This is a genomic window from Erythrobacteraceae bacterium WH01K, assembly GCA_027941995.1.
GTDB lineage: Bacteria > Pseudomonadota > Alphaproteobacteria > Sphingomonadales > Sphingomonadaceae > CAJXSN01.
On record CP115966.1, the window covers coordinates 495902 to 510219 of the forward strand.

The following is a 14318-nucleotide window of genomic DNA, read 5'->3' on the forward strand; positions in this document are numbered from 1 at the left end:
TCAAGGTTTCTCACGACGTACGCCGGTAAGCAAGAGATCTTCCAGCTCATCGCCGTGCAGGACGGAGACGTCTCCGGTCGTCTCGAGGACAACAGCCCGCACCCGATCCATCGCCAACACGTTCGCCTCACGCAGTTTGGCGATAAGGTCGTCCTTCGCAACGCGTGTCTTACTCAGCGCCGTCTCGTTGAAGACACCATCCCGCATGAGGATGACTGGCTCGTTCTGCACTAACCGCTCGAAGCGATCAGAAGACTTACGAAGGCGAGCGACTAACCATTGCACCGCGAAGAGTGTTACCATAGCGATCAATGTTTGGGCGAAGTCGTCCCAGCCTGTGGATCGTCCCGAGCCCGCGAGCAACGAGCCCATAGCAACGGTCATCACAAAGTCGAAATTGGTCATCTTTGAAAAGGACCGGAGGCCGACAATCCGCACAAGCAGCACTATCCAGACCATTCCGATGGCCGTGAGAATGAGACCTCGCAGGACGAGGTCGAGCGTTGATATTTCCGTAAACATGGGTGTCTCCATCGTTTGATCTGGGTCGGCCGTCTCCCAAAGCGGCGCTAACGATCGCTTGCTACACTCTCAAACTAGGTCCGCTTGCGCCTAGCGCTCCGGGCTCTTCGCAATTACTTCGTCCTTCTTGCGGCCTAAAGTCCAATTGTCGGCGACACGGACCTTGGGATTGGGGGCGCACCAGATCTCGCCATTCTCGTCCAGCGCGGTGATCCAAATGAGGTTGTGCTCGATGCCGTAGTTAATGACAGCGAATGCAATCCCAGACCCCTTGTCGATTACGTGAACCGGTATCGGTGTGTGAAGCTGCGTAAACATCGAGTGCTCTTGCTTAAAAAACGACGATCCTATCGAGCGGACGCCGCTTATATGTCATCATGCGGAGTAATATTGGAGATCAAATCGCGGATAGTGGAAAACAACATTGTGACCATAGCAACCAATAGGGTGCTGAGGATAACTACCCACCAGTACAGGACTTTGTAGAGTATCGGATACCAGACCTCTGGTATTTCATCGAATTCGCCGATGGGCATCGTCATTAATAGCAGCATGACCACTGCCCCGCCAAGAAGCCAGGCGCCGAGCAGGCTTATCCGGTAGACCCGCTTGTACATCGCAGCATCGAAATCTGCATCTGCCCGCCTGACCATCCCAAGGAGGTTCAGCATGAGCGCCAGGGTAGTCGCCGCGCTCGCCGCGATCGCGCTACCGAGATAAAGCGCCGGCCTGCTGAGCGCGTCGATCAGTTCGCGCGCTTCCAGGCCTGAGTAAATCGACCCGCTAGCAAAATGCCCGGCTACGCCGAAAGCCAGCACAACCATTGCGGAGAGTGGCGCGAGATAGGACATCCTCAACCGCTGTCCTCCAAGGTTTTGGGTTCGACCTTGCGGATCAGATAGCGATAAACGCCCCATAAATTGATGATGAGAAGGCAAATATTTTGCCAACCGATGCCATCTGCATCCTCGCTTAAGAAACCCCAGGCGATCAAGGCAATTGAAGACGTAACGAACAACACAAACGCCCAGCCCGACACTTGGCGGCTGATGTTTGAGGCGACAAGCAGCGCAGCCATGACCCCGGCTATAGCGCCGTACCATTGGAGAATGTCGAGCATCCGCCTAATCCCCGCGTCGTTCGATGCAATAATCGATTGGCTTAAAAGTCCCGCCGTTTGAAGCGTAGGCCGAACAAGCAGTGAGGCCCACCACGAGATCCATCTCCGAACGAAAGCGGATGAGATCGCCCGCTTTGCTGAGCGGCGGCTCGACGGACAAACGTCCATCGAGCCTGACGGGTACATGCATGAACACATTGAAGGCAGTGGGAATATCGTCCGGTTTGACGCCATAAGGAGCCAAGGCTTGGGCAAGGTTTCCGAAGCAACCGCGATGCACCGACTTGTCCGGATAAAAGTGTTTGAAGGTTGCCTTCGAGCAAGGCGTCAGCAGGAAGTCATGCGTCCCTACTGTGTCCTCGATAATAGTCAGCATCGGGTTTGATCGGTTGGACCATAGCTGCGACCCGGTCTTGAGCTTGATAGATTCTTCGTAATCGAAGGTGCGGCCATTGGAGAGAATTTCCCGTGGGTCCGAACGTGAAACTGCGAGAAGATCGCTTACTTGGCCACCTTCTGGATCGATAACAGTGAGTGTGTCCCCCTCTGCAAGCTCAATCGCCACTCCAGTTCTAGGCATGATGCGCTTCGTCATTGGTCCCTCGGGTCAGAGAATGGGCACTTCCAGTCGTCGCTAACTCTTCGGCCGCTATATTGCCGCGCTTCACTGTCCTCGCCGTGACGTGCGAGCATGGGATTTATCGAGCCGTCGAGCTCTGCATCGCGATGGAGTATTGCCTGCCGCATCCGCTCGTATTTTTGGGATGCGCGCAACTGCTCGAATTGATCATGCAGGTTGAAAACCAAAGTGGGGTACGGTGTGCGCCGAGCACTCCGCGAGGCGTTGGGGTGAAGGCCTACAACAAAGTAAGCCTGCTTCCCAAAGCTCAGTGAGAAATGCGGATCGCTTGGATCACTGCTCACCTTTTCATTATAAGGCTGACCCCGCCAGTCGTCCTTTGCTGCGAAGGATTGTAGCCTCTCCCACATCGCCGTTTCGAATTGTTCCTCATCCAGATCCAGTGGACCTGCAAAAACTACTGCCAGACTGCGCAATCCCGATGGGTTAGCGTCGTAATCATCACTCCATTCCAGCAACCGCTCATGTATCTGTATGTCATTCCACGCGCTCGTTAAGCGCCAGGCTGTTTCGATTTGTAGATTTTCGGTGGCCAGTGCTGATTTCGCGCCCACACACGGAAACTCTGGCTGATCGACGTGTCTTAGCAACGAATCCACCAAGGTAGCGTCGCATAGTTGGTTTGGGCCTTCAGGTTGGGAGGTTGTCTGCTGCATGAGATAGTAGCGCAGTTCTACGTCTGAGGTTCCAAGAGATTACCATATGGTCGGTTTCCTTTTCGTCCGCTTTCCACCCACTTTTGGCCATCAAGCGTCGGCTTGATGTGGGCCGACTGCAGACAGTCCGCTTTGTGAGAGAGTTAAGAGAGAAATGGTCGCAAGTCTAACCGACCCTACCACCGGTTGATCAACGCGCTCTCCCGGCGCATCAAAACGTGCAGACGATGATAGCCGGACCGGCAGCGGCCCAGTTAAGCGTTGAACGGTAGCTTGGCTCTCTCAGGGCGAAAGTGCCAGCAAGGCAGATATAGGAATGCGAATTCTGCACTTCGACGGGTGGCGTAGGAATTTCTCCGGCAAACCGCGTGGTGTTTATTTCGGAAGGGACGCATCCCTGCGATCGATATCCACAATGGTTTTGCGAACGGTTGCTGTTTGCTCCACTTCACGAGCAGTCGTGCTGCGTTGCAGGTGTATCTCCTCCACTAGAACGAGCTGTTTTGTTACGACCAGCCGTTCCTCAACAACAGGAACGATGGTTACGCCGCCCTCGTCACGCGTTTCCGGCATTTCGGTTATAACCACGTTCTTCGGGATGCGTCTGACGTCGACAGTTTTTTTCGTCAGGGTTTCACGGATCGGAACCTCTTCTTCCACAACGTCTGTGCGGACACTTACCGTATCACCTTCGCGAACCACCTTGTCGATTACTATCCGTTCTTCGATGACCGGAATTCGGCGCTCCTTAACGGTTCGGCCATCAGCAGGCGTTTTAGGATTAGTCATGGTTCGGATCTTTCGAGGGCTAGGGGAAGCGACGCTTGGGCGAACGAAACGAGCCGGAAGTTCGGTAAAACTTCCGGCCCGTTGCATGGTCCGACGTCAACACGGCTTATGTGCGACGCTTGTCATTTTCGTTTACATCGACATCAACCTCAGTCTTACGGACGGTTTCCGCAACACGTTCGGTTTTGTCTGCGGCGGTCTTTTTAATGACCACTTCATCGGTCACGACAGCATCCTTAGCAACCACGAGTCTCTCGTCATGCTCGGTCATGCTGACAACGCCTTCGCCGCGCTTTAGCAGCGCATCGGCGTCTTCAGCTGAGACACGCTTGTCAACCGCACGCTTCTCGACTGATACAGTCTCATCACGTAGTGTCACGTCTTCGGTAACTGTGTCGGATACGACGCGGGTGCGGACACCGATGTTGCGACCATTTTCAGCCACGCGTTTGCCGATTTCGACTTTCTCTTCAACAATCGGGATGACTTCCTTTTCCACAACATGGCCGGTCGCAACACCTTCCTTTGCATGGGCTACCGCAGCATCGCCATAGACCACGACATTGTCATGAATTACCAAAGGTTCAACGGCGCAACAGCGGCCGTCTTCCAAACGAATGGCTACGACCTCGTCATGGTCCGATCCAACGAGCATATCGTCGATTACGCCAAACCGTTCACCGGCTGCGTTTACCAACGGATATCCGCGAATATCTTGGTCTTCGTTGACGAGTTCGTAGTTAGAGAGCTCGTCCAGTTCTTCATATCGTTTGTCATGTTGCATCGTAAATTCCTCTATCTATGTGAGTTGAATTCGGCTTTTCAGTTTGCAGGCCGATTTTCGACATCCAAACTGTCGGCAAAGATGTAGCTGTCCATCCCGCTTGGAATGGACGCATCGACACCTTCGGGTAGCGGATCGGCAGCGGACATTACGCGGCCATCGATATCGACCAATTGGCCTACGTTGATATCAAATTCGCCTTCAGTCGGGTCGTTCGGCGTTGGTTCTTGGTTGAACACCACGAATGCGCTGCGGCCTTCGCTTTCAATCATGAACGACATGTCGCCCGTCAGTTCGGTTACACGGGCGCCATCGAGATCGACAGATTCACCGATGATAAAAGCGTCGACCGTATCGTTTACATTGGCATCGGCCATTGCGACGGTATCATTTTCAACATAACCATCGACCTCATCATCGTCGCTTAGCAGCCACCACGCCAAAAGCGCGATTAGCAACGCAGCCAGCAACAGCCACAGCCAGCCGAGGCCAGATTTCTTTTCGATAGGTATTTCAGCCATAATGTCATCTCCCCTTTTGCGCGGCTATCACGCAGCCGCCGATGCTGGTAGAATGAGCGCGCAAATTAATTGTTCCGGCATCTGCACGGAAAATTAACGCATGATTACAATTATCAACAGGTGGAGGCCATTTGGTCTTTGGGCTCAGCGCTCAGTCAGCCCCAACCAATTTAGTTGCGTTCAGCGCCTCACCGACTGACTCGCCGCCATAGTTAGTCGGTCGTCAAGCTTAGCCAAATGCCGACACCTTCTGGGGAAGGCAAAGCCAGCCTACAATGCTGGGAACCCATAGGGAAAAATTGACTGTCTACATCGGTACGCGCGTATTTTGCCGAACGCTACCGTCGCAACCGCCCGCACTGCATAGACCAGCTGGAACGCCGCCAGCTTGAAAAAGCGCGGAGCAAAGGCGATCAGCACGGTGTTAGCTGGCTGCGCCTAATGCGAATGCCGAAGCGCAAGAGGAAGCGGCCGAGCAGTTACGCTAAGGTACTAAGGTTAATCGAGGATCCGAATAGATCGAACAGCAGAATCGCATTCATTAATTGGAAGAAAGATACGAAAGATTATGTCGCCTGATCCTGTCGGATAAGCAACCATGCAGCACCGCCAAACCAAATTAAGAGCTGGGCAGCGAGCATTCGCTCATACAATCCATCATAGCCAGTCGGCAAGAACATGAAGATTGGCGCGGTAATAATCCACAAAACCCCGGCGATCTGAGAGTATCTTGCAAATGCTTTAGAAAACTTGCCAATTCCCCGTGACATGAGAAAGCATATTAAAGGGAAACCGGCGGCTAGGCCATACGTCAGCCAACGGTGGATCGTTAGCGCTCGACTTGACGTATCGTTCGAATACGCATCAAATGAGGCAATAAAGTAGATAGCGATAGCTAATGGAACTAAAATTGCGCAGCCAATCAACCACCGATTGCTGGATACATCGTGTTCCCTGCCTAGATGGTAAAGTCCAAAACTGAGCAGCATGATGGCGAAGCTGAACACCTTCATTGCGACATCCATAGTCATGGAATTAGAGCCCGCCGCTAGGTCGCTTATCGTGTCGGTAACATAACTATAATTGTCGTGCGTCAGACCCCAAACTAAATCGACGATGATCACAGCGATAATTGCCAACCAGACAAATGCGCCAATGGCGAAAGCAGTGGTGTTACGCTGAATTGAAGATCCTGCTGATGCAGAAGTGTTCGCCATCATACGATATCCTTGAGTGTCTGATCAGACAGTCAGTTAAGTTTTTTAACGTTCTTAGCGATTAGCATCTTGGCGGTATCTAGAACAGACGCACAATTCGGCGCGCCGTAGAATGGGATGCAGGTTAATACAAATCCATAATCCGACGCGCCGGTTGAGGGGTTTAGTCCTAAGGGAGATTACACACCTAGATTAACGAGCTTCCCTCGGATTAATACAATTGTCCGTTCGGCCATTCGTGCATAGCGGATAAGCTCCATTATGTGGCGCTGGAATCCGCTGTATCATCGGCTCGCTAACGAACCTTATATTCCCATTCGACATACTCGAAGTTGCAGACGATGCCGTAGGCCCGGCACGATTGAGCACTTGCTGGCTGATTGTCCGCCACGTGGTCGCTTGATCTTGAGCATTCATGCCCACAATACTGACGCGTTGGGGATTATCCAGCATCCACCAGCCCTGCTGTTGTTCTGGAGATAATGTCCAATAATAAGCCTGTGCCTCTGCGGGCCAGGCGCTGTAGGTCGCTTTGCGATCCGCTGGCCAGGATTCCATCATCGATTTTTGGTCGGCATTCAACATGATGTCACTGCCGCTCATGTGATGATCTGCCGCCGCTGGCATTGCCACCATTCCGAGGCCGAGCGCGACCGCTGTAGCAAGAATTTGTTTCATAATCAGTTCCCTGTTTGATATGATAGTTATTGAAACAATGAACCTACATGGACAGGGTTCCAAAAACTATCTTGCAGGAACTACACCAAGCGGAAGCGCCCAGTAGCTTCAGTGTTAGGGTTTTGGAATTGGAATCCCATCGTTATTGCAACGAAAAAAGGGAGACGCAGCGTGCTGCATCCCCCTATTTCATCGTACTGATTGTAAAAGTTACTCGCCCGATTGTGTAACCTGGCTGGCGTGAATGAAATGGGCGATCCCTTCGGGAAGAGGCTGCGTTGGCCCCGGCATTGCAGCAGTAGGCGGAGCGCCTTCGCTAGCGTTTCGCACTACGCCGACGATATCGACAATGTCTCCTTGATCGACATCAACACGGCCTTCGATCGGTGTGTTTGGAGTGCGAACCTCATCAAGCACTATCCAAACCTTTTCGCCCGTTTCACTGACCACCCAGAAGCTTGCGTCATACGGAACTTCGCCCGCAGTGACCCCGCTCAGCGCCACATTCCGGCCGCTTAGCGAGCCGTCTGATGTCGAAGCGATTACAGCCAAGTCAGTAATCGCCTCGCCGCCGCCTAGATCACCATCCAGTGCATCATCAATGAGTGGGACTTCTTCAGAAACCTGATCTTCAGCGACCACATCGTTTTCGACAAGTTCGTTATCGTCCTTTTCGGCAAGCCACCAGATCAGTCCGCCAACCAACAACCCTGCTAACAGTAGCAGCAACCACCAAGGGAAGCCCGATTTTTTCTCAATAGGTATCTCAGCCAAATGAATTTCCTTTCTAACATTATGCTATTGGTTCGCCCACACACGCACCTATTCCAAAGCGCTTTCGTCAATCGATCCCAGACAAAAGCTGATGCCGCGTTATCGCAATCGAATCAATGGACTCCGGAAAAAGAACGAGTTTTGGTCGAGATTAAATAGAGCGAAGATTGCTGATTTTTTTCATCATGTCCCTTGGCTGGAACGACCGTGTGAAATGTCCGCTATCGGGGATTAACTTTCGGCATCCCTACGGCTGATACTGGGGCGCATTGCTGACTCACTCTCGGGCGATTGAATGCTGCTCAGAATTTCTTTCGCGTCTCATAGCATCCCAAAGCATCCGAAGTGGTCTCTATGCATAGACGGAACGACATTTGATCTCTTTTTGTTCTTTCCTACACTCTTGCGATTCGCATAGTTTGCCTCACGTCACCTAAGCCAAGGGTGGCGCTGAGTTGAACATCTGATCGCACGGTCCGCAACGGCAATTTGAGAACCAACCCAACGTCGCAGGGGAGTGCGGCAACGGTGACAGAACCTTGAAGCAAAGGAATCTGTCATGTCGAATATCGAATTACTAACCTGCCATGAGGTCATGCGCCTTACCGGCATTCGCAGCCGAACTACAATTTGGCGACGCATTCGCAAGGGTGCCTTTCCTCATCCGATAGACATTGGCGGTGGACGTATCCGCTGGCGGTCGACAGATATCGATGACTGGATCGAGGCTCTCCCTCTGCGCCGCTATTGACCCCGCTAATGCGGGCAATGGTCCGCAGAAAGATACTCCCAAATGTCTATGCGATCATGGATTAAAACGGCCTTGCTGAAGGAGGGCTGGATCATCGCCCGCGTTCCATCTGATGACAAAGAGCGCACATCCAAACTCATCGAGCTGCTCGTTGAAGACAACGCCGATGGGCGCGCCCGTCGCCACACTCTGCAACCCTGGCTCTGGTACGAGCGCCCGGTCCGCGAGCGGTTTGAGGGCCACGATTGCGGCCTAACCGTCGAAGGTCCCGTCTACCTGGGCAGAGATGGAACCGGGTATCCGCTTGGCAGCCAGCTGCGCACCGAATTCGGGTGGCTGGACCTCACGCCAGAAGAGACCAATCACCTCGCAGACGAAGTCCGAGCATCGATCGACCTTGCATTACTTCGCTGGTTCACGCGCCCCGATATGGCGGATCGGCAGTTGCCTTCCCGCCAATCCCGCGAGCGCTACTTTGACGATGATGTCGCCCGCAATCTGATACTGTCTGCGACGCCTCCAACAGCGCAGAAGGAGGATATCTGCGATGGATAGCGGCTTCTCAAAGATAGAAGAAGGACGGGGCCGCGATGCTACGCATCGAGCCCAGAAAGTGGATACACACCCCACGCACGGGTGCATCGAGGATTTCTGCGGGTTTGGCGAGATGCTGATAGCATCTCGTGACGATCGCCGTTTGCAGACCCGCGCATTTCCGCCGTTCTTTGCGATGGCGGATAGCATCGCCGCCGGAGCGGACCGATGAGCGCGCGGGCGCAGACGGTGCGCCTCAATCCGTCACAACACAGGCTGCTTGCTGACTTTGCGAAGCGGCGCGGCCTGTCCCAATACGCTATGCTCGCAAGAGTGGTGGAAGCGGGCTTGCTTTCGCTGCTGCACGGCACCGATAAGGAGACTGATCTGGCTGAGTTGGCAGGCGAGATCGGTTCAATATCCGAGCGCCTCGCAGAGACCGAGAGGGTGCTTGACCGGGCCCTTTTCACCTCCTGCGCAGCCTATGCTTATGCGCGCAATGCAGCGCTTGGTAAGAAGCAGTCTGATGAGGCCATTGCCGCCGAAGCGCGGGCCGCTTTTGAGCGGCAGCGCTCCCTTGCGCTGGAGCCGAAGTCATGAGCTATGGGACCGATTTTGTCACCCGCGCCCATGCCCTTTGGCGGGTGCGCATGGCGCACTGGCAGCAACGTTTTGGCTTCTTTGCCAAGCTCATTCTTATCTCGTCTTTGGCCGGGGCAATAGTTGTGCCTCAGCTGCGGTTACTGCCCGAAGAGGTCACAGTTGCAGCCCAGTATATAGGGGCGAGCCTGCTCACCCTTTGGGGTGATCTGTCTGGCAAAGATATGATGATGAAGGTGTCGATGGACGGTCAAAGGTGGACCGTATCCGCATCAGCGCTTGCCAGTGAACCGCTGGTTGCTGCGACCTTTGAGAAGGCTATAAAAATGGTCATGGGCGGCGCGCTTGCGGGGCTCGGTACCGGGGTTCTGGTGTCCCACTTCATTAAGCGCACTATGTCCCAGCAAGGCGAGGATACGCTGGCTGACCGGGTTATCGGCGGAACCCGTCTGGCTGCAGAAGAAGACGTCGCTGCGCAAACCACTTTGCTGAGCGGGAAAGACGCTTTGCGGGTGGGGCCTGTGCCCATACCGGGCCGGATGGAGACCCGCCACTTTGCCTTTCTGGGCACAACCGGAAGCGGCAAAACGACTGTCTTGCGCCAGATGCTCGACGGGATCGAAGCGCGCGGTGAGGCAGCTCTTGTCTATGACACGAGCGGAGAGTTCATCGCGCATTATTATAACCCTGCGCGCGGCGACATCATCCTCAATCCCTTCGATGCGCGCTGCACCTATTGGTCTCCTTTCGATGAGATCTCGCACCCCGCTGATGCAGACCGCATCGCGCGCCAATTGGTGGCAGAAACGGGCAGCGAGGATGATGATGTCTGGCTTGAGACGAGCCGTATTCTCGTCGCCAATATGATGCGCTCCCTGTGGGCGGAAAAGATCTGCAGCCTTGAGGCATTGCTCGAAGCCTTGCAGGTCAAAAGCAAAGAGCAGTTGAAGGAATGGCTCGGCCATACATCGTCAGCTCGCACCTTTGCTGATGACGCAGATCGGGCCACCGGCAGTGTGCTCTTTATGCTCGCTAAGGCTGCAAACCTTATCCAGTTTTTGAAGATCAAGCAGGATGAGGGCGATCCCTTTGCCTTCCGCGAATTCATTGTCAATCTGGACAAGTGCAAAGGTGCCAAGCCCTGGATCTTTGTGCCGCGCAAGGAAGATTACTTCGAGGCTTCCAAACCCCTTATGGCCTGCTGGCTCGAATGCGCCGCAAGCGCGGTGCTAGGGCTTTCACCCTCCTCTGACAGGCGCATTTGGTTTGTGCTCGATGAACTGGCTGATCTCCCACGCGTTGAGAACCTGGCCCGGCTCTTACCCGAAGGCCGCAAGTTTGGCGCAGCGATCGTGCTCACCTTCCAGGCCCTTGGGCAAATGCGCAATCGCTACGGCGCGAACATCGCTGAAGCCATGCTCGCCTGCTGCAACACCAAGCTCTTTTTGCAAACGGTCGATCAGGAAACACGCAAATGGGCAAGCGAAACCATCGGCCAGTGCGAGATCGAAATGCGCGTTGCAACCGATACGCTTGCCATCAACAATCAGGGCCCGCGAACAACCATGGCAACGCAGCGCCAGTTTCGTGCAGCGGTGCTCGAAAGTGATCTGCGGCTTAGTCCCTACAAAGGCTATTTGCTGCTGCCTGACGGGCTTCCGGTGACCAAGATATGTCTTACCGCTGACCATATCACGCAGCGCGGCGAAGCACGCCAGCCTGGCTACATCCCTGGTGATCCTGCGGACACGCTTTGGAGCAAGGTGAGTGAGATCGCCAAAGGCTCGCAGGTCGATGAGGACTTAGCTGAAAGCGAGAATGGGCGCGCTAATCAGCAAGGGCCGGTTTAATGGTCGCCACTGTCTCTGCCCTGTCAAGCGCAGCTCAGGCTGCAAGCTACTATGAGGCCGACGACTATTATGCCGAAGGTGGCATGGCTCCCTCAGAGTGGTCTGGCGAGGCTGCTGAGAAACTTGGCCTGTCGGGAGAGGTTGATCGCCAGAGATTTGGCGAACTGCTCGAAGGCCGGATTGCTGGACAGCAGCTGGGCACCGTGCGTGAAGGCAAAGTCGAGCACCGTCCAGGCTGGGACATTACCTTTTCGGCTCCAAAGTCGGTTTCGATCATGGCCGAGGTTGCCGGAGACAAGCGGCTGATCAAAGCGCATGGGAAAGCGGTAAAGACGGCGCTCGCACATGTTGAAAAGCACATGGCGGCAACCCGGGTCAGACAAGGCGGCGTGGTCGAACGGCAGGCAACTGGCAATCTTGCAGTGGCCACGTTCCAGCATGCGACGAGCCGGTCGCAAGACCCTCAGCTCCATACCCATGGGGTAATTCTCAATGCGACCCAGGATAAGGAAGGCAATTGGCGCAGTTTGGAGCCGCGTGCCTTTTACCAGCTGCAAAAGGAAATCGGCGCGATCTACCGGCAGGAGCTGGCGCACGGTGTTGCCGCGCTGGGTTATCGGATTGAGGCAGGAAAAGATGCGCTGTTCGAGATCGCAGGCGTTCCAGAAAATGCCATCGAAGCGCTCAGCCAACGCACCGCAGCGATCGATGAACGGCTCGCTGAGCGGGGCACTAACCGCGCGGAAGCGAGTGCCGCCGAAAAGCAGATCGCGGCGCTCGATACACGCGAGGCCAAGACCCATGCCGATCATAGAACCTTGCGCGCTGACTGGCGGGCGACTGCCGATGGTAGCGGGTTCGACAAGGCAGCGCGGGCAAAGCTGATCGGAGAAGCGAGAGAGCGGGTCAAAACCAGCGAAGCAAGCGCCAGCCCGGAATTGCTGGCGCGACAGGCGGTAACTTGGGCAGCAGCTAAGCTGTCCGAGCGAGAGGCGGTGTTTTCAGCCAGCACGCTGGCGCGTGAGGCTGGAGACTTTGCTTTTGGAAAGGCCGGGCACGGTGCGATCGGTGCAGCGATTGCCGAGGCCGCAGAACGAGGCGAGCTTGTTCAACGCACCTTCCTTGACCGGCGCGGGGCTGAGTTTGGCGGGTTCACGACGCCTCAGGCCATCGAGACAGAGCGTACGATGTTGCGCGTTGAATATGCAGGGCGTGGCATGGCGCAATCGCTTGCCAGTCCGGTGGCAGCGGCACGAACAATCGAGCGCGCGGCACGCCAATCGGCGCGCTCAGGCTATGCTTGGACCGATGACCAGAAGCGGGCGACTTCAGACCTGCTAACCTCGCGAGATCGCATCACCGCTGTTCAAGGTTACGCCGGGACTGCCAAAACCACGACCGTGCTTGCGACCTATGCCCGTGAGGCCAAAAAGCACAAACTGGAGGTAACTGCACTTGCGCCCACAGCATCGGCAGCCACCGTGCTTGGTGAAACACTTGGCCGACGCGGCGACACGGTGGCAAGGCATTTGCTCGCACCGGAGGCGAAAACGGCAGGGAAGGATGCCGTTTGGATAGTCGATGAAGCCTCGATGCTCTCGGCGCACGACACGGCAAAGCTCTTGACCCGCGCCGATAAAGCTGGAGCCCGGCTCGTTCTGGTTGGCGACGTGAAGCAGTTGGGTTCCGTCGGAGCAGGCGCAGCTTTTGCCCAGTTGCAGCAGGCTGGCATGGCGACCGCGAAGCTTGCGGAGGTCGTTAGGCAGACTAACACGCAAACCCGTGAAGCCGTTCTGGCTTCAATTGAAGGCCATGCCGGTAAGGCGCTCGCGGCGCTGGAAAATGGCGGTGGGACAGTCATTGAAGCCGCATCAGCAGATGAACGCCTTGAGACAATGGCCAGCCATTATCTTGCTTTGTCGCCAGCAGAGCGTGCCCGAACGCTGATGATTGAGCCATCACGAGAAGGCAGGGATAAACTCACGGGTATGATCCGATCAAAGCTTACCGAGCGCGGCGAACTTTCGGCGCAGGCCGTCCGCTTTGATGCACTTCAGGCAAAAGGCTTCACCCGTGCTGAGGCCCGAGAGGCAACAAGCTATGATGTCGGCGATGTCGTCCGGTTCACGCGTGACTACGACGCCAAAGGGGTGCGGCGCGGCGAAAGCTTCACGATTGCCTCCGTCGATCGAGATCAGGCACGCGTTTCCCTGGAAGGCCGCGATGGACGCGCGATTGATTGGCGTCCCCGACAATGGGGCGCGAGCAAGGCCGAGGTCTTTGACCGCAAGTCTATGGAATTGCGCACTGGAGATCAGGTCCAATTCACGCGCAACGACCGCGAAGCTGGACGGGTCAATGGAGTGGACGGCATCGTCACCCGCATCGATCCTGATCGAAGCCTGGCAACCTTAAAGCTGGCGAACGGACGTGAGCAAAAACTCGATCTCTCCGATCCTCGCAACACCCATCTGCGCCATGCCTATGTCCAGACAGCCCACGCTGCTCAGGGCCAGACCGCAAGCCGCGTCCTGATCCATGCCGACAGCCGGTCCACCAATCTGGTCGACCAGAAATTGCTCTATGTCGCGCTCTCGCGCGCCAAAACACAGGCAGTGATTGTCACCGACGATAAGGAACGGCTTGTCCGTGCGATCTACGAGCGCGCTGGCGAGAAGCAGATGGCCATGGCACCGAGCACTCCTGAGGCCAGCAAATCCAAAGCGATGGGAGCTGGTTTGGGGTGATTAAACGCCCCGGCGGCGGCAGGCCATGGCGTCCTTCGTCCTCCCGATGGAATGAACTGCTCCCTTTCGACAGGCCGAGCCTGATGGGATCAACAGCCTGCCCGCTCCATTCGGGCTGAAGCCCTCCCGTGTTGC

17 protein-coding genes are annotated in these 14318 nt (G+C 55.5%); 5 read left to right on the top strand and 12 right to left on the bottom strand.

The genetic code is table 11. The features are described from left to right. From PF049_02585 to PF049_02640, 12 genes are all read right to left on the bottom strand, one after another. Nucleotides 1–522: a DUF421 domain-containing protein gene (locus tag PF049_02585; protein WBY17068.1), complete on the bottom strand. Its 522-nt coding sequence runs from the start codon at nt 520–522 to the stop codon at nt 1–3. 90 nt (nt 523–612) lie between these two features. Continuing rightward, nucleotides 613–840 (bottom strand): hypothetical protein, encoded by a 228-nt coding sequence (locus PF049_02590; protein ID WBY17069.1) that lies wholly within the window; start codon nt 838–840, stop codon nt 613–615. Nucleotides 841–887: 47 nt separating this feature from the next. After that, nucleotides 888–1373 carry a hypothetical protein gene (locus PF049_02595; protein WBY17070.1) on the bottom strand — a complete coding sequence of 162 codons (486 nt, stop codon included), beginning with the start codon at nt 1371–1373 and terminating at the stop codon, nt 888–890. Between the two features lie 2 nt (nt 1374–1375). Then, nucleotides 1376–1642, bottom strand: coding sequence for a hypothetical protein (locus tag PF049_02600; protein ID WBY17071.1), 267 nt, complete (start codon nt 1640–1642; stop codon nt 1376–1378). A 4-nt stretch (nt 1643–1646) separates the two neighbouring features. Continuing rightward, the gene (locus PF049_02605) at nt 1647–2237 is read right to left on the bottom strand and encodes an urea carboxylase-associated family protein (protein ID WBY17072.1); all 591 of its coding nucleotides are present in this window, start codon (nt 2235–2237) and stop codon (nt 1647–1649) included. Then, nucleotides 2234–2938 carry a guanitoxin biosynthesis heme-dependent pre-guanitoxin N-hydroxylase GntA gene (gntA, locus tag PF049_02610; GenBank protein ID WBY17073.1) on the bottom strand — a complete coding sequence of 235 codons (705 nt, stop codon included), beginning with the start codon at nt 2936–2938 and terminating at the stop codon, nt 2234–2236. Before gntA ends, PF049_02605 begins: the two co-directional genes overlap by 4 nt. A 375-nt stretch (nt 2939–3313) precedes the next feature. Further along, nucleotides 3314–3727 carry a YsnF/AvaK domain-containing protein gene (locus PF049_02615; protein WBY17074.1) on the bottom strand — a complete coding sequence of 138 codons (414 nt, stop codon included), beginning with the start codon at nt 3725–3727 and terminating at the stop codon, nt 3314–3316. A gap of 106 nt (nt 3728–3833) precedes the next feature. Then, nucleotides 3834–4511: a YsnF/AvaK domain-containing protein gene (locus tag PF049_02620; GenBank protein WBY17075.1), complete on the bottom strand. Its 678-nt coding sequence runs from the start codon at nt 4509–4511 to the stop codon at nt 3834–3836. Between the two features lie 38 nt (nt 4512–4549). Continuing rightward, nucleotides 4550–5032 (bottom strand): hypothetical protein, encoded by a 483-nt coding sequence (locus PF049_02625; GenBank protein ID WBY17076.1) that lies wholly within the window; start codon nt 5030–5032, stop codon nt 4550–4552. Nucleotides 5033–5598: 566 nt separating this feature from the next. Beyond that, nucleotides 5599–6252, bottom strand: a complete 654-nt coding sequence (locus PF049_02630; protein ID WBY17077.1) for a DUF998 domain-containing protein — start codon at nt 6250–6252, stop codon at nt 5599–5601. Nucleotides 6253–6441: 189 nt separating this feature from the next. After that, entirely contained in the window at nt 6442–6927 is a 486-nt protein-coding gene (locus tag PF049_02635) for a hypothetical protein (protein WBY17078.1), read from the bottom strand. Nucleotides 6928–7137: 210 nt separating this feature from the next. After that, complete coding sequence (locus PF049_02640) at nt 7138–7701, bottom strand: hypothetical protein (GenBank protein WBY17079.1); 564 nt, start codon at nt 7699–7701, stop codon at nt 7138–7140. A 559-nt stretch (nt 7702–8260) separates the two neighbouring features. Between PF049_02640 and PF049_02645 the strand changes: the two genes are divergently transcribed. The 5 genes from PF049_02645 to PF049_02665 all read left to right on the top strand — a co-directional run bounded on the left by PF049_02645 (nt 8261) and on the right by PF049_02665 (nt 14183). Further along, a complete protein-coding gene (locus PF049_02645) occupies nt 8261–8452 on the top strand; it encodes an AlpA family phage regulatory protein (protein WBY17080.1) in 192 nt (63 codons plus the stop codon). A 42-nt stretch (nt 8453–8494) separates the two neighbouring features. Next, nucleotides 8495–9007: a hypothetical protein gene (locus PF049_02650; protein WBY17081.1), complete on the top strand. Its 513-nt coding sequence runs from the start codon at nt 8495–8497 to the stop codon at nt 9005–9007. Nucleotides 9008–9214: 207 nt separating this feature from the next. Next, entirely contained in the window at nt 9215–9586 is a 372-nt protein-coding gene (locus PF049_02655) for a hypothetical protein (GenBank protein WBY17082.1), read from the top strand. After that, the gene (locus PF049_02660) at nt 9583–11436 is read left to right on the top strand and encodes a type IV secretion system DNA-binding domain-containing protein (protein ID WBY17083.1); all 1854 of its coding nucleotides are present in this window, start codon (nt 9583–9585) and stop codon (nt 11434–11436) included. The genes PF049_02655 and PF049_02660 overlap by 4 nt, the downstream gene beginning before the upstream one ends. After that, nucleotides 11436–14183 (top strand): conjugative relaxase, encoded by a 2748-nt coding sequence (locus tag PF049_02665; GenBank protein WBY17084.1) that lies wholly within the window; start codon nt 11436–11438, stop codon nt 14181–14183. Before PF049_02660 ends, PF049_02665 begins: the two co-directional genes overlap by 1 nt. Nucleotides 14184–14318: the final 135 nt, after the last annotated feature.

Bases quoted from the DNA above. Each gene is read 5' to 3' on its own strand.
- PF049_02615 (WBY17074.1), bottom strand. From the start codon at position 3,727: ATGACTAATCCTAAAACGCCTGCTGATGGCCGAACCGTTAAGGAGCGC.
- PF049_02630 (WBY17077.1), bottom strand. From the start codon at position 6,252: ATGATGGCGAACACTTCTGCATCAGCAGGATCTTCAATTCAGCGTAAC.
- PF049_02590 (WBY17069.1), bottom strand. From the start codon at position 840: ATGTTTACGCAGCTTCACACACCGATACCGGTTCACGTAATCGACAAG.
- PF049_02650 (WBY17081.1), top strand. From the start codon at position 8,495: ATGTCTATGCGATCATGGATTAAAACGGCCTTGCTGAAGGAGGGCTGG.
- PF049_02665 (WBY17084.1), top strand. From the start codon at position 11,436: ATGGTCGCCACTGTCTCTGCCCTGTCAAGCGCAGCTCAGGCTGCAAGC.
- PF049_02655 (WBY17082.1), top strand. From the start codon at position 9,215: ATGAGCGCGCGGGCGCAGACGGTGCGCCTCAATCCGTCACAACACAGG.
- PF049_02635 (WBY17078.1), bottom strand. From the start codon at position 6,927: ATGAAACAAATTCTTGCTACAGCGGTCGCGCTCGGCCTCGGAATGGTG.
- PF049_02660 (WBY17083.1), top strand. From the start codon at position 9,583: ATGAGCTATGGGACCGATTTTGTCACCCGCGCCCATGCCCTTTGGCGG.
- PF049_02585 (WBY17068.1), bottom strand. From the start codon at position 522: ATGTTTACGGAAATATCAACGCTCGACCTCGTCCTGCGAGGTCTCATT.
- PF049_02605 (WBY17072.1), bottom strand. From the start codon at position 2,237: ATGACGAAGCGCATCATGCCTAGAACTGGAGTGGCGATTGAGCTTGCA.
- gntA (WBY17073.1), bottom strand. From the start codon at position 2,938: ATGCAGCAGACAACCTCCCAACCTGAAGGCCCAAACCAACTATGCGAC.
- PF049_02645 (WBY17080.1), top strand. From the start codon at position 8,261: ATGTCGAATATCGAATTACTAACCTGCCATGAGGTCATGCGCCTTACC.
- PF049_02625 (WBY17076.1), bottom strand. From the start codon at position 5,032: ATGGCTGAAATACCTATCGAAAAGAAATCTGGCCTCGGCTGGCTGTGG.
- PF049_02620 (WBY17075.1), bottom strand. From the start codon at position 4,511: ATGCAACATGACAAACGATATGAAGAACTGGACGAGCTCTCTAACTAC.
- PF049_02595 (WBY17070.1), bottom strand. From the start codon at position 1,373: ATGTCCTATCTCGCGCCACTCTCCGCAATGGTTGTGCTGGCTTTCGGC.
- PF049_02600 (WBY17071.1), bottom strand. From the start codon at position 1,642: ATGCTCGACATTCTCCAATGGTACGGCGCTATAGCCGGGGTCATGGCT.